The sequence below is a fragment of the Geothermobacter ehrlichii genome (assembly GCF_008124615.1).
Lineage (GTDB): Bacteria > Desulfobacterota > Desulfuromonadia > Desulfuromonadales > Geothermobacteraceae > Geothermobacter > Geothermobacter ehrlichii.
In genome coordinates this window covers 186,805-200,313 of record NZ_VNIB01000005.1, presented here as the reverse complement: position 1 = coordinate 200,313, position 13,509 = coordinate 186,805, and the positions used below count along the sequence as shown (strand labels likewise).

8 protein-coding genes are annotated in these 13,509 nt (G+C 59.6%); 5 read left to right on the top strand and 3 right to left on the bottom strand.

The features are described from left to right. Nucleotides 1-125 precede the first annotated feature (125 nt). The 5 genes from EDC39_RS07410 to EDC39_RS07390 all read left to right on the top strand — a co-directional run bounded on the left by EDC39_RS07410 (nt 126) and on the right by EDC39_RS07390 (nt 5,012). A complete protein-coding gene (locus EDC39_RS07410) occupies nt 126-1,286 on the top strand; it encodes an HD domain-containing phosphohydrolase (protein ID WP_148895741.1) in 1,161 nt (386 codons plus the stop codon). 290 nt (nt 1,287-1,576) lie between these two features. Further along, nucleotides 1,577-2,137: a methyl-accepting chemotaxis protein gene (locus tag EDC39_RS07405; RefSeq protein WP_148895740.1), complete on the top strand. Its 561-nt coding sequence runs from the start codon at nt 1,577-1,579 to the stop codon at nt 2,135-2,137. Beyond that, the gene (locus EDC39_RS07400; RefSeq protein ID WP_148895784.1) at nt 2,134-2,928 is read left to right on the top strand and encodes a cytochrome c3 family protein; all 795 of its coding nucleotides are present in this window, start codon (nt 2,134-2,136) and stop codon (nt 2,926-2,928) included. Before EDC39_RS07405 ends, EDC39_RS07400 begins: the two co-directional genes overlap by 4 nt. An 11-nt stretch (nt 2,929-2,939) precedes the next feature. Further along, nucleotides 2,940-3,506 (top strand): hypothetical protein, encoded by a 567-nt coding sequence (locus tag EDC39_RS07395; protein ID WP_148895739.1) that lies wholly within the window; start codon nt 2,940-2,942, stop codon nt 3,504-3,506. A 111-nt stretch (nt 3,507-3,617) separates the two neighbouring features. Then, complete coding sequence (locus EDC39_RS07390; RefSeq protein WP_148895738.1) at nt 3,618-5,012, top strand: S1C family serine protease; 1,395 nt, start codon at nt 3,618-3,620, stop codon at nt 5,010-5,012. Nucleotides 5,013-5,028: 16 nt separating this feature from the next. Here the strand turns inward: EDC39_RS07390 and EDC39_RS07385 are convergent, their stop codons facing one another. Genes EDC39_RS07385 through EDC39_RS07375 form a run of 3 tightly spaced genes read right to left on the bottom strand, consistent with a single transcriptional unit; the run spans nt 5,029 to nt 13,504 of the window. Then, on the bottom strand, nt 5,029-8,070 hold the full coding sequence (locus tag EDC39_RS07385; RefSeq protein WP_187426696.1) for a response regulator: 3,042 nt from the start codon (nt 8,068-8,070) through the stop codon (nt 5,029-5,031). 18 nt (nt 8,071-8,088) lie between these two features. Beyond that, nucleotides 8,089-11,106 (bottom strand): LVIVD repeat-containing protein, encoded by a 3,018-nt coding sequence (locus EDC39_RS07380; RefSeq protein ID WP_148895736.1) that lies wholly within the window; start codon nt 11,104-11,106, stop codon nt 8,089-8,091. Then, nucleotides 11,099-13,504, bottom strand: a complete 2,406-nt coding sequence (locus tag EDC39_RS07375) for a response regulator (RefSeq protein WP_148895735.1) — start codon at nt 13,502-13,504, stop codon at nt 11,099-11,101. The genes EDC39_RS07380 and EDC39_RS07375 overlap by 8 nt, the downstream gene beginning before the upstream one ends. Nucleotides 13,505-13,509 lie beyond the last annotated feature (5 nt).

Here is a 13,509-nt window from a genome sequence, read left to right as displayed (position 1 = left end):
TTCGGCACATGGAATTGATCAAAGAACTATTTTCATCTTTTTCTCCTGGACCGCCGGCCTGAGGGCATTGCCCGGCAAGTTTCACCTGCGGCCTGCGGTCCGGTTTGTCTGAAACGGTATAAAAAATGGTTGCTGAAAGCAAACGTTCCTTGAAAAAGGACGTAAGCCGACTGACCCGGGTGCTGTCAACGGTTATCAAGTGCCATGGCGTACTGGTAACATCAAAAACGGAAGATGAAATCTACAACAATATTTGCCGGATTGTTGTCGATGACGATAAATACAAGCTGGCATGGATCGGCATTCCCAAAGACGATCAGGATAAAAATGTTGTTCCGATTGCCTGCAAAGGACTCGATAAAGAATATTTGGATGCTTTGGCCGTGCACTGGAAAGACGACAGGTACAGTAACGGACCGACAGACACTGCCATTCGCACCGGTAAAGTACAAATCAACAACGACATTCACGACAATCCGGCCTATGAGCAATGGCGTGACAACGCAGTGCGCCATGGATACAGATCTTCAATTTCGATACCATGTAAAATTGAATACTGTATTTTATGCACATTGAACATCTATTCAGATGAAGCACACGCATTTGATCGACAGGAAATAGAGTTGCTCGAGGAATTGGCAAAAGACATAGCCTATGGCGTAGAAAACCTAAGAACAATTGACAAAAAAAACCGACTACAGGTTGAACTGGCAGCAACTCTCACCCAGCTTGTCGAAGCAATCGCTCTCACCTTGGAAAAACGTGACCCCTATACAGGCGGGCATCAAAAGCGTGTGGCAAAACTGGCAGCAGCCATCGCCGAGCAGTTATCGTGGAGCGATAACCGCATTGAAGGACTCTACTTGAGCGGGTTGATTCATGACATCGGAAAAATATACATTCCTTCCGAAATCTTGAACCGACCCGGCCCTTTGACTGGCGCTGAATTTTCCATCATCAAAACCCACCCTAACGTTGGCCATGAAATAGTAGAGAATGTCAGCTGTAAATATCCGATCAAAGAAATCATACTTCAACATCATGAACGCTTGAACGGCTCAGGTTATCCACACGGCCTGAAGCAAGACCAAATCAGCTTCGAGGCAAGAGTCATTGCGGTCGCCGATGTAACGGAAGCCATTCTCTCACACCGTCCCTACCGACCGGCCCTGGGAATTCATGCGGCAATGGAAGAACTGAAAAGGGGGCGTGGTGCCATCTACGACCCAACGGCTGTCGATATATGCATGAGCCTTTTTAATGATGGAAATTTTCAATGGGAATAATGACGTTCCCAAGCCATACGAGAGTGCGCCGGTCGGCAACGTTCAGCAGTGGCTCCAGCCTTCGGCAAAGGAGCACCAATGATTGCCCGAGGTCGCGCCCGGCCCCACTGACACGGTTGCAACGTCGGCTTGCACGCCGGGTTCCCGAATCTAGCGCTCCCCGACTGTCCACCATTGCGGCAGATCATTTTCCCATAAACTTTTCCACCTGCCGGTCGATATGAAGCAGTAGCCCCGCCGACGTTCGAATCTTGCAGCGTAAAACTGGTGTGTCAGGCAAGGAGGCAACAGTGAAAAACGACAAACCGATCGAACCGGTCTTCACCCTGAAGTTCCAGTTCAAGTACAGCCTGGCAATGGTGTTCTCCTCCATTGTCACCAGCCTGGTCTTCTTCTACTGCCTCGACCAGGGACTGGGGGACGGCTATTTCGAGTCCCTGGTCACCCTGAGTCAGTTCGAGGCGACTCTGCCCGAGCATCTGATCTGGTCCTTCTGTGCCCAGCTGGTGCTCATCTTCCTGATGACGGTCGCCATCCACCTCTTCGTCTCCCACAAGATCGCCGGCCCGGTCTACCGCTATGAGCTGTCTCTGACCAGCATCCTGAAGGATGATCTGCGTTTCGATGTCCGTACCCGCCGGAACGACCAGCTCAAACCGATGGTTCATGCGCTGAACGATTTCATCGAATCGATGCGTCTGATGTACGGCGGTATCGCCGAGCTGAGAAAAACCATCGACGAAGAAATGAAAAAGGAAAACCCCGACCCCGACATCATCCGCCAGCATCTGCGACGGGTCAGGGAGAGCATGGGGGAATTCCATCCGGCTTTCCGGGAGGGGGAACGATGAAAAAGCTGCTGGCTCCGCTCGCCATCCTCGTTCTCGTCGGTTCCCTTTCCCTGACCGGCTTCAGCACCGGCCGGGGCAAGCATGACTTCACCGGCAAATGCGAACTCTGCCACCTGGTCGCGCCCCAGAAGGGACAGCCCGGCATTTTCGTTCAGGATATCGACTACCTATGCAAGACCTGCCACCAGATCGTCGAAGGCAGCTCGCATCCCTCCGAGGTGGCGCCGAGCATGAAGCTGCCGAAAGTCTATACCCTCGACTGGCAGGGGCGCATCACCTGCGCCACCTGTCACAACCCGCATGACGAAGATGCCGAAGGCAATCCCTACATGCTGAAGACAGCCCTCCGCGGAAAGGCTTTCTGCCAATCGTGTCACAAGGACCTTTTCCGCGACCCGAAAAAACATCTGTCGGCCACGCGCATCGCTCACACCAAGAGTTGGACACCACCGACCAAGGAAACCCTGGACCAGGCTCTCGACCAGGTCTCTCTCGACTGTCTTGAATGCCACGAGGGAAGCGTCGGCCCGGCCGCCAATTACACCATTGCCGACCAGCACAACCTGACCTTCCAGGGGATGAACTTCAGCCATCCCATCGGCATGGACTACGCCAAGGCGGCGGCATCCAACCGGGAACTGCGGCCGATCGACGATCTGTCACCGATGATTTCCCTCTACGAAGGGAAGGTCGGCTGCGCCTCGTGCCACAACCCCTTTTCGCACGAGAAAGTCATGCTGGTCTTTGACAACAAGCGCAGTGCGCTCTGCTACGAGTGCCATCTTAAATAGGAGGACAGGCCATGACCAACCCCTACCCCTGGCGGCGGAGAAATTTCTTCATCAAGAAGGAATTCCAGGGCAAATTCATTCTTTCCTACGCCATCACCCTGATCGGCCTAGCCGCACTGGTGACCTGGATTCTCTCCATCAAGATGCGGCAGGCCCTGGAGGTTCACCTCTATTCGTCGCATCTGAACATCGAACGCACCGGTGATTTCATGTTCGACCTGCTGGTCCGGACCAACATGTACGCCATCGTCGGCATTCTGGCACTGGTGCTGCTGGTCTCGTCGATCATTGTCAACCGGCTCAACCGGCATTTCAGCCGCATGTGCGCGACCCTCAACGCCATGGCCCGGGGGCGGTTCGACACGCCTCCCATTCCCGAAAGCCATTTTCACGAGATCACCAACCTGATCCGGCTGGTCGAGGAGCTGAAGCTGCACTACCGGGAAAGGTTTGTTGCCATTCATGAAGCATTGCAGACCGTCGAAGCCGGCTGCAACCAGCTTCCGGACAGAACCCGGCTCCAGGAGGGGCGCGACCGTCTGCAGCGTCTGCTCGATCAGGTCTATCTGCCCGAATAGAAAAGGGCGGATGCGACAGGGCGTTCGCAATGTGACCGGAGTCGGAATCTTCCCCGGCTACACGCTACAGGCTACAGGCCGGTCATCCGATGTTATGGAGGTGGAGGATTTATGGACGACGGAATCCGATGTGACCTTTTGCGGCTCTTCCTGACCACACTCCTTTTCTGTCTGTCGGCATCCACGGCCCTGGCCGATGTCAAGCTGAACCGCAGCGGGTATATCGCCGTCAGCATCGATCCCATCCTCTACGAATCAAACCTCTGGGAAACCTCGCACCGGATCTCGCTCGACCGCTTTTTCACCAACCAGGCGCGTGACCTCGGCGAGGCCCTGGCGGAAGGACTGGAAAAAACGACCTTTCGCGGGAGGCTGCGGGTGGTTTCGGGGTACCGGCTCGAGGACCAGGCCGAGTTCCGCGAGAAAGGGCGACCGGAAACCTTTCTGATCACGGTCGACATCCGCTCCCGCTACGGCCTGACCAAAAGCAGTCCCGCAGCCGCCTGTCTGTCCGGCATGACCTGCCTGCTGCTCTCCTCGGCACCTCTGTTCACCTACGAAACCCGGACCGAGGCGACAGTCACCGCCTTCTACTTCACCCGTGAAGGACGCCGTTTGCGGCTGGTACAGGAAAATTTCAGCTCGCAGGGAAAGATGTCGGGCGATTTCTACGACGCCATGGACATGACCCAGGAGCTCGAATGGATCACCCATCTGACCCGAAACGCCATCGAAGACATCAGGCGCAAGATCCTGGCGGAACTGCCGACCGAACTGGTCTCCCGCTCGTGGCGCAAGGCGGCCGAGGATCTGAGGCGGGCCCCATCCGACGTCATCGGCACTCCGGGACTGCCACCCGAACCGGAGATCGCCGCCACGCCGGTAAAACCTCCTGTCCGCAGCGGCAAGAAACGGCGTAAGGAACTGGCCGGCAAACCGCTCAACCTGCAGGATCTGGTGCGGCTGATCAGTCCGTCGATTCTCAAGGTTCGCACCGAGCGTTCAATCGGCAGCGGCTTTGCCATCTCCCGTCGCGGTTTTGCCCTCACCAGCCTGCACGTGGTCGACAAGACCACGCGGATCACCGTCCAGGGCCATGGCGGCCAACCACAAAGAGCCCGGGTGGTGCAACGCTATCCCGAGCTCGACCTGGCGGTCCTCGCCATCGACGGTCCGGTCCGCGGTACCGCCCGCCTCGGCGACTCCGCCAGCCTCGAGGCCGGAGATGAGGTGATCGCCATCGGTTATCCCCTCGATGTCGGTCTTTCCATCACCCCGACCAGAATCGAAAAACTGGAAAACTGGCGCGGGCAACCCCTGATCCGCATCGAGGCGACCGTACCGGACGGCAGCGCGGGCGGCCCGCTGGTCAACAACCGCGGCGAGGTGGTCGGCATCATTTTCCACAAACAGGAAGACGGTACCCGGCAGGGAGCAATCTTCGCTCTTCCCATCAGCTCGGTACGGGGGTCTTTCGAACAGTTCCTCGATTTTTCCCCCGAGTGACTCGTTGCGTCCGGGATCAGGCCTGGTTCACCTGCTGCCGGCAGTTTTCGACCAGAACGTCAATGATCTCCAGGACTTCCTCCCGGGCATAACCGTCGGTCATCAGGGCTTTCTCATAGGCGCGAAGCACCTGCCTGGCCCGGTGAGACCGGCCGGAAAGAAGACCGGCTAGATAGAGCCTCCTGACCACGTGGTCATTGATCGGATCGAACTGCAGGGCGCGCTGCCCGACCTCGACAACCTCGTCCCAGTTGCGGCCTGCCAGCAGCAAATCCATCCAGGCAATGGCGCTTTCGAAATAGAGCAGCAGCAGATCCTGGCGATAATATTCCCTGCCGTCATCGTTGGGCAGACTGATGCTCACCTCGCCTTGCCACAACCTGTGAGCCCGGCGGAAAAGCTGGTCAGCCATCAGATGCTCCATGCGACGCGCGTGCCGGATGCCGTCACGAACGAGCAGCTCGAATTCCCTGGCATCGACCCAGCAGTGGTCGAGCCGCACCACCCCCTTGCGCAGGTGCAGATAGTCCTTGATGCCGACCTCCGGCATCAGCTCTTCGAGGGACTTGCGCAGGCGGGTCAGTAGCGAGTCGAAGCGTGACCGAGCCTGGTCGGCGGATGAATCGGGCCAGAACTGATGCTGGATTTCATCCAGTTCCAGCTGCAAACCGGGGCTCACCAGCAACAGACCGAGGAGCTGGCGCAGCGACGTTGTCAGACCGTCCCGCAGGTGGATGGTCCTCCCCCCGACGGCAACGGAAAAATCACCCAGGATACGGAAACGCAGGGTGGGAAGAGGACGCCCCTTCTCCGCATAGCTGACATAGAGTCTGGCGCGGCTCAGGCTGACGGGCGTTTCGGATTTGACCCCGAGCCGCAGCATGGTCGAAAACAGCTGGGTCATCAGGTGGGGGTTCCAGCCGTAGAGATTCCTGAACGCCCCCCTTTCCATCAATTCGAGACAGTTACGGAAATCCTCGACTGCCCTTGAGGATCTGCCGAGCTGATGCAGCACCAGGCCGCGAACGGCCCAGCCGGTGCAGAGCAGAAAGCTGTTCTCCTGCTGTTCGGCGTCTTCGATTCCCCGTTCCGCCCACTCGAGCGCAAGTTCCCAGTCTCCGGTAGCACAGGCCGACCAGGCAAGACAGATCTCCATTCTGGCCCGATAGATGGGGCCACCCGCCTCGTCACGCAAACTCGCGGCTTTCTGGGCATCGGCCCTGGCGATCTCAACACGCCCGGTCAGGGCCGAAAGCAGGGAGCGGAACTGCAGCAGCTGACTCTTCATGTGCGGGCTGCCGGCACTCGGCAGCACCAGGGCGGCGTCGGTCATCTCCAGTGCCTGCTCGTAGTGACCGTGCGCCAGCTCGCTCTGGACATCGAGCAGGATCATCTGCGGCTGAATCAGGCTCTGCTCGAAACAGTGGCCTCCCCTCAAGCCGCGTACCAGGGCTCTCTGCCGCCGGCTGCCAAGGACCTCTCCCATCCCCTCGAGCAGCATGGCCATGACATTGTGCCCCAGCAACCGGGTCGACAGGTTGACTTCGTCGTTTCTGGCATGTCCGGCGGCAAGTTCCAGCTCCCGCAGTGCGGACCGCCAGCTCCCCCGGTAGAATTGCAATAGCCCGCGACCGATTCGGCCCAGAACAAGGTATTCCGGCCATGCATAGTCCTGGGCGGTTTCGATGGCGATGGTCTGAAGAATGTCGGCTTTCTGAAAATCGCCATCGAGCAGCAGTGCCCCGAGGGCCAGGGAAAAACTGACCTGGATGCGGATGTGCTGCTGCCCGGTCAGGTCGAGATCCGAAAACCGCCCTGCCGTCTCGGCTAAAATGTCCCGGCAGGCGGCAAAATCGCCATCGGCCAGGCAGCAGATTCTGATCAGCATGCCTCCGGCATAGACCAGCCCCGCGAGATCGCCCCTCTCCAGAAAGACCTTCCGGGCCGATTCAAAGGATTCCCTTGCCGAACTCGGCATGGTTTCGTAAAGCAGCAGTCCATGAAGACAGCCAAGCCAGGGATAGCGGCCGTGATCAACCCGCGCAAGGACCGCGCCCTGCGGCTGAATCTCGCGGATGCCGCCACTGGCGTAGATTTGGGGAGCGGACTGTGAACAGATCCTTTCGGCGCTTTCGAAATCACCGGCCTGAAGAAGAAATCCGAGTCCGTGAGCGGTCTGGTCGTGGGCCAGGTACCAGTCTGCCGTCGCCAGCATCACCTCCCGGACGATATCGCTTCCGAGTTCCCGCGATGCCCGGCCTTTCAGATAGTCCCTGAAATGTTCGTGCAGCACATAGATATCGCGAGCAGGCTGGTAATCGACAAAATAATTGTGCCGCACCAGGTAATCGAGGGCAGCCCTGACATCCTCGATTTCGGACAGTTTTTCCGCCAGCCCGGCGGGAACCGAATCGAGCAGACCGATCTTGAGCAGGGTCCGCCGCAGGTTGTCGGGGAACCGGGCGAACAGCTGGCCGTCAAACTGGGTCAGATCGAGATCACCGTCATCACTGAGCAGCTGTCCAAGCTGCCTGAGGGTGTCGGCCGCCGATATGGCGGTATCGCTTTCGGCAACACTGATCAGACCGGTCACCCAGCGCAGGGCGGCAGTCTTGCGCACCACCTGGTGCTGCAGTCCGACATTGGCCTGGCGCAGTTGCCTTTCAACATGACGGATCCGCAACAGCGACCTGATCCGGGCCAGCAGTTCGACATTTCGGATCGGTTGGGAGATGAAATCCTGGGCGCCGGCATCCAGCCCCTCGGCCCGCAGTTCTGGGGTCGACTGGTGGGCGGTGATCAGAATGACCGCCACATGGGCCGTTCTCGGCTCCGCCTTGAGACGCCGGCAGACCTCGATGCCATCCATACCCGGCATCTGCATGTCGATCAGTGCCCCGTCAGGTGGCGTGTGCCGGGCAAGTTCCAAGGCGTCGAGGCCATGGCTCGCCACCATGACCGTGCACTGGGGCAGATTCTGCTGGATCAGTTCCTGAAGCAGGGCGAGATTGGTCGGATTGTCATCGACCAACAGCAGGGTGTAATGCTGATCGTTCATGAGACTCCCTGGCATCCTTCAGAATTCCGGCAACCGGACCCGTCCGTCGGTGAAAACCTCGATTACGGGCAGGGCATCCTGCCCCCGGGAACCAGAGGCGAAAAGTTGGTACTGCCCGGACTGCCGCGGCAGCGTAAAACTCAGTGTCGCCAACGCCGGCGAAACCTGTCGGATCCGGCCGGGAACATGCTCCGGCAGGTAGTAGAGCGCCTGCATCTGGTCGTCCAGAACCAGAATTTTACCGGATCCGACCCAGACTCTGCGGCAGCCGGAGGTTCCCGGGTAATGTGCCAGCAATACCGGCTGTCGGGGGTTGTCGACCGAAAAGACAAAAATGCTTTTTTTCCAATCCGCCAGGTAGAGCTTCCCTTGCCGCAGAAAAAGCGAATAGGGAATGCCGCCGGTCTGAAAACTGTTGACGATTTTCAGTTTCCCCGCGCCGGATTCCCGCAAGACGAGCAAGCCGTTGCTGTGGTCGGCGGCATAGACATAGGAACCTCCCCTGACGGCGTCGACCACCTGGCTGAACCGGTTCAGCGGTACCGGCAGAACGAGATGGTCGAGCACAATCGGCCGATCCGGATCACGAACATCGACACTGTAGAATCCGCTGTTCTTGGTAGCAACCACGGCCCGGTTTCCGTCGACATCAACCCAGCCGAAGGGGTCTTCTATGGCAATCCGGCCACGGCTTTTCGGCCTGTCCGGCCGTCGCAAATCGACAATGACGACCCCCTGGTTGCGGACATAGGCATAGCACAGCCCCTGGAGCAGCCGGACAGATACCACCGAACCTCCCAGTGACAACCTCGCCAGCTCGACCGGCTGACGTGGATCGACGGCGTCGATGACCCGCAGACTGTCCAGGCTGCCGATCACCACCAGGTCCCCCTCGGCATCGATGGTTTTGCCACGCCCGCCCAAAACCAGCCCCGACAGGTTGCGTCGGGCCAGTGGCCAGAAAGCCACATAGTGCTTCTGGTCGTAGACGAGAACATTGTCACCGACCAGCAGAGCCTCGCTGCCCAGGTCGGGGTCTTCCAGCTCGGCGGTCAGCTTGGGTCGGTCGACCGCGGCCGAGGAATAGATGGCGATCCGGCCGCCGCTTCTGACAACGATCAGCTTCTGCTGCTGCAGACGGACCGACACGGCATCCTTGGCCAGCAGAAGCGGATCGACCGGAAGCCGTTCATCGCCCTGCCCGTAAAGATGATAGCGGTAGAGACGGTTGGTGCGGCCACGAACCAACAGTTGCGTGGCATCGCCCTCAACCTCTTCAGCCAGACCGGGCAGCTGCAACTCTCCCCGGGAATGCAGCTCCCCCCGACGATCGACGGCAAAGACGCGGACCTTCCCACGGCCGTTCACCACGTAGAGACGTCCCCCGGCAAAGGCGAGATCGTAGGCCCCCCTGTAGACCTCGACCCGCCGCTGCTCGGTCAGCTCCCCGCCCTGCCCGATCCGTACCAGATGAACTCCTCCGTTCATGTCGGCCAGAAAGACGCGCGTACCGTCGAGCGCCAGGGAAACGGCACTGTAAAGAACCGGCAACGCCCCTTTCATGACCGGCGCATCCGGATCGGACAGATCGAAACAGAGCAGACCGGCCTCGGACGCCGCCACCAGCAGATAGTCACCGGCAACCGCCATCGCAATCGGTTTTCCGGGCAATGTCAAACGCCTTTTCACACTCAGTTCACCGTCGGCTTCGAGTATCACCAACGCCCTGTCGCCCGTACCGAGATAGACATGACGTTCACGGGCGGCGGCCGCAAAGACCTGCCAGCGCTCGACCATCTTGCCGAGCGACCTGAAACGGCCCCTGTCATCCGGTTCGACAATCTGCAGATCGAAGTCGTAGCCGGTCAGGTAGATGCGTCCGTTGTGCACCACCATGTCCCTGCTCCGGCTGCCGGGCCGAAAAATGCCCTGGTCGGTCAGACGCATGCTGACCTGCGGATCGAAAACCTCCAGCCCCTTCCCCTGATCGGCGACATAAAGCCGTCCGGCAGCCGGGAACATGCTCCGAACTCCGTGCGAAAGAACAACCATGCCGGGGTCGATCAGACGACCTTCAACATCGATTCGGGCGGAAAAAAGCCCTTTCTGTCCTCCCCAGAAGAGTGTCTTGTCCAGTACGACAAGTCCTCCTCCCGAATTGACCTGGTTCCGGTAGATATGTACCCGCGGATCCTGCCCGGCCTGCAGGTCGACAACAAACAGATGTTTATGTCCACGAGCGACAAGCCGCCCCTCCCCGAGAAAAAGAAGCTGCTGCACCACGTCGGGAAGCTCGACCTTGCCGGTCAGCTGCAGCATTCCGGATTCGGCACCACGAAAGACGCTCAGTCCGCGACTGCTGTCGGCCACGACCAGAAGGTCACGCGACAGGGCCAGTCCCCGCGCCCGGTCGCGGCTCGGGACCGTCCCCACCAGTTGCACGCCGGTGTCGCCATCCAGCCGCAGCACATGCACCCCTTCTCGGAAAGCGGCAACATAGGCAAAATGCTCATTGGCGGTAATGTCGTAGAGATAACCGGGCAGGGAAAGGGTTCGCACCAGCCGTGGCTGCAGCGGATCGGCGACATCGACCAGATGCAGTCCGTGCTTGATGGTCAGGGCCAGAACCAGATCCCCCCACAGATGAACCCTCCAGACCCGGCCCGGCAGGCGAAGACTTCCGACAACCTCTGGCCGGTCGGGCCGGCTGATGTCGCAGACGACCAGTCCGTCCCTGTTGCCGGCCAGGAAAAGATGGTCGTTCCGCGCCGCCATGCCTTCGACTGTATGGAACAGCTGCAGTCTGCCACGTACCAGTCTCGGATTGCCGAAAGCCCTGACCAGGCTGAACTGCGTATCTCCCCCCAATCCGGTGCCGCGCACCTGCAACAGCAGCCGGCCGTCGCCTGTCGTCTCGGCGGAGCGGACATCGAGCAGATCGAGAGAGAGCAGCTCATGCCCATCACCCACCCGGGAGAACAGGGCGAAAATGCCGGCAACGACTGTAAACATCAGCAGGACCAGTCCGCTACGCACGATCTCCCCCCTCTCTGCACGACATCGGTGAAGCCGGCAGCCAGGTTTCCAGTACTTTCAGCAGTTCCTCGCGTCGGAAAGGCTTGCAGACATGGGCGTTCATTCCGGCCGCCAGGCAGGCCTCGACATCCTCCCGGAATCCACGGGCAGTCAGAGCGACAATCGGCCCCCCGTATCCCATGCTCCGCAGACGCCGGGCGGCTTCGAAACCGTCCATGATCGGCATCTGGCAGTCCATCAGAATCAGGTCGAAGTCCTGCCCGGCAGCCAGGTCGACCGCTTCCCGCCCGTTGTGGGCCATGACAAGCTGTCCAGGCTGCGGCTGCAGCAGTCCCCTGACGTAATCGCGAGTCGTTGCATTGTCCTCCACCAGCAGAATGCAGCACCCCTCAGGCACAGACGACGCTGAGCTGCTGCAGTCCTCTCCCGAGCCCTCTTCATGACCGAGCAGGCGGAGCAACGCCTCGCCGAGCAGGGTCTTGCGTACCGGCTTGTAGAGCCACTCGACCCTCACACCGTCGACATGGCGTGCTTCGATGCTCGATTCGTCAGGCGAACAGAGCATGATGACCGGGATTGCAGGGATGGCCGGATCGCCGGCCATGGCCTCGACCAGCTTCCAGCCGCCGAGTCCGGCCATGTCACTGTCGACCATCGCCAGCTGACAGGAAGAACCTTCAGCTACCGATCGGCGCAAAATGGCCAAGGCGCGGGGTCCGCTGCCGGCGACATTCACCTCAAGTCCGAGCTGCCGCAGCTTGGCCTGCGTCGTACCGGTCTGTTCGTCGTCGCTCACCAGCAGAACCCTGCGGCCGGCAAGTGCGGCCCAGCGGCCGTCGTTCCAACCCTTTTCCTGCCGGACAAACCGCAATTCCAGAGTGAAACGCGAACCGATCCCGGGCGTGCTGTCAAGATGGATACGCCCCCCCATCATGTCGACCAGCTGGCGGACGATGGCCAACCCCAGACCGGTGCCGCCGAACCTTCGCGTCAGAGTTTCCTCGGCCTGAACAAAGCTCTCGAAGATCCTGTCCTGGACGTCGGGCGCGATACCGATCCCGGTATCGGCGACCTCGATCCGGTAACAGCAGGTTCGCGCATCCTGTTCGATCAGGTCGATGTGCAGGCGGACTTCACCCTCATCGGTAAACTTGATGGCATTGCCGACCAGGTTGAGCAGAATCTGTCGCAGACGCCCCCCATCCCCCTTCACGTCGACCGGCATGCCGGGCGCAATCTCGCACCTGAGCTGCAATCCCTTGGCGGCCGCGTTTTCCGCCATCAGACCGACAACTTCCTCGGCAACTTCCCGCAGATCGAAATCCTGTTCCACCAGTTCGAGTTTTCCCGCCTCGATGCGCGACAGATCGAGAAGATCGTTGAGAATTTCGAGCAGGGCCTCGCCGGAATTGAAAACCGTCTGCGCCAGTTGTCGCTGTTTTTCGTTCAGGCCCGAATTGAACAGCAGTTCGGTCATTCCCAGTACCCCGATCATCGGGGTGCGGATTTCGTGGCTCATGTTGGCCAGAAACTGCGACTTGGCCTGGTTCGCCGCCTCGGCCCGGTCGCGCGCCTCCTGCAACTTGACAATGGTATCTTCCAGTTCCCTGGTGCGGGCCGCGACCTGAGCCTCGAGGTTGCGCCGGTAATCCTCGAGCTGCCGGTCACGGATCTGCAGCTGTTCGAGCATCTGGTTGAAGCTCTCGACCAGCGAGCCGATTTCGTCCCGGCTCAGCGCCTCGACCCGGGTCGAAAAATCCCCCGACTCGGAGACTTTCTTCATCGCGTCGTACAACCGGTAAATGGGATCGGTAACCAGTCCCTGAAAGCGGCGGGCGAGGAAAAACGAGCAGAGGATGGAGAAGAAAAACAGTACGAGCATGACCACGCCATACTGCAACAGGCGACTGTTCAGTTCCTCGAGCCCGGACTGCAGGTAGATGTGACCAAGAATCCTGTTCTGGTAACGCACGGGAATGACAAAACCGAGGTGCGTGGTCGTGAAGTGATATCGCGGCGTTTCAGCCTGCGCGATCGTATCGAGAAGCGTGCAGGGGCTGTATGGCAGGCCGGTTTCCCGATCCCGGAAACGGGCATTCGACTTCATGTAGGAAGCGAAGGGGACACCCTTGCGGTAAATAAAGACAGCCCGGATCTGGGGGTCGGCGGAAAATGCCTCCAGTACATCGCGAATCTCCGCCCTGCGCTTGAGCAGCAGGTCGGGAATGGAGTGCTGTGCCACCACCCTGACCATGGCCTCGATCTTGGCGACCATGCTCTGCCGGTAGGCGTAGACCTCGAGCAGGATAACCGCTCCGGTGACCAGGAGCAGCACCACCAGGCTGATGGCGACCATCAGCAGAGTCAGCTTTTGTCGTATGGGTGCGTCCCTGAGCACCGGGT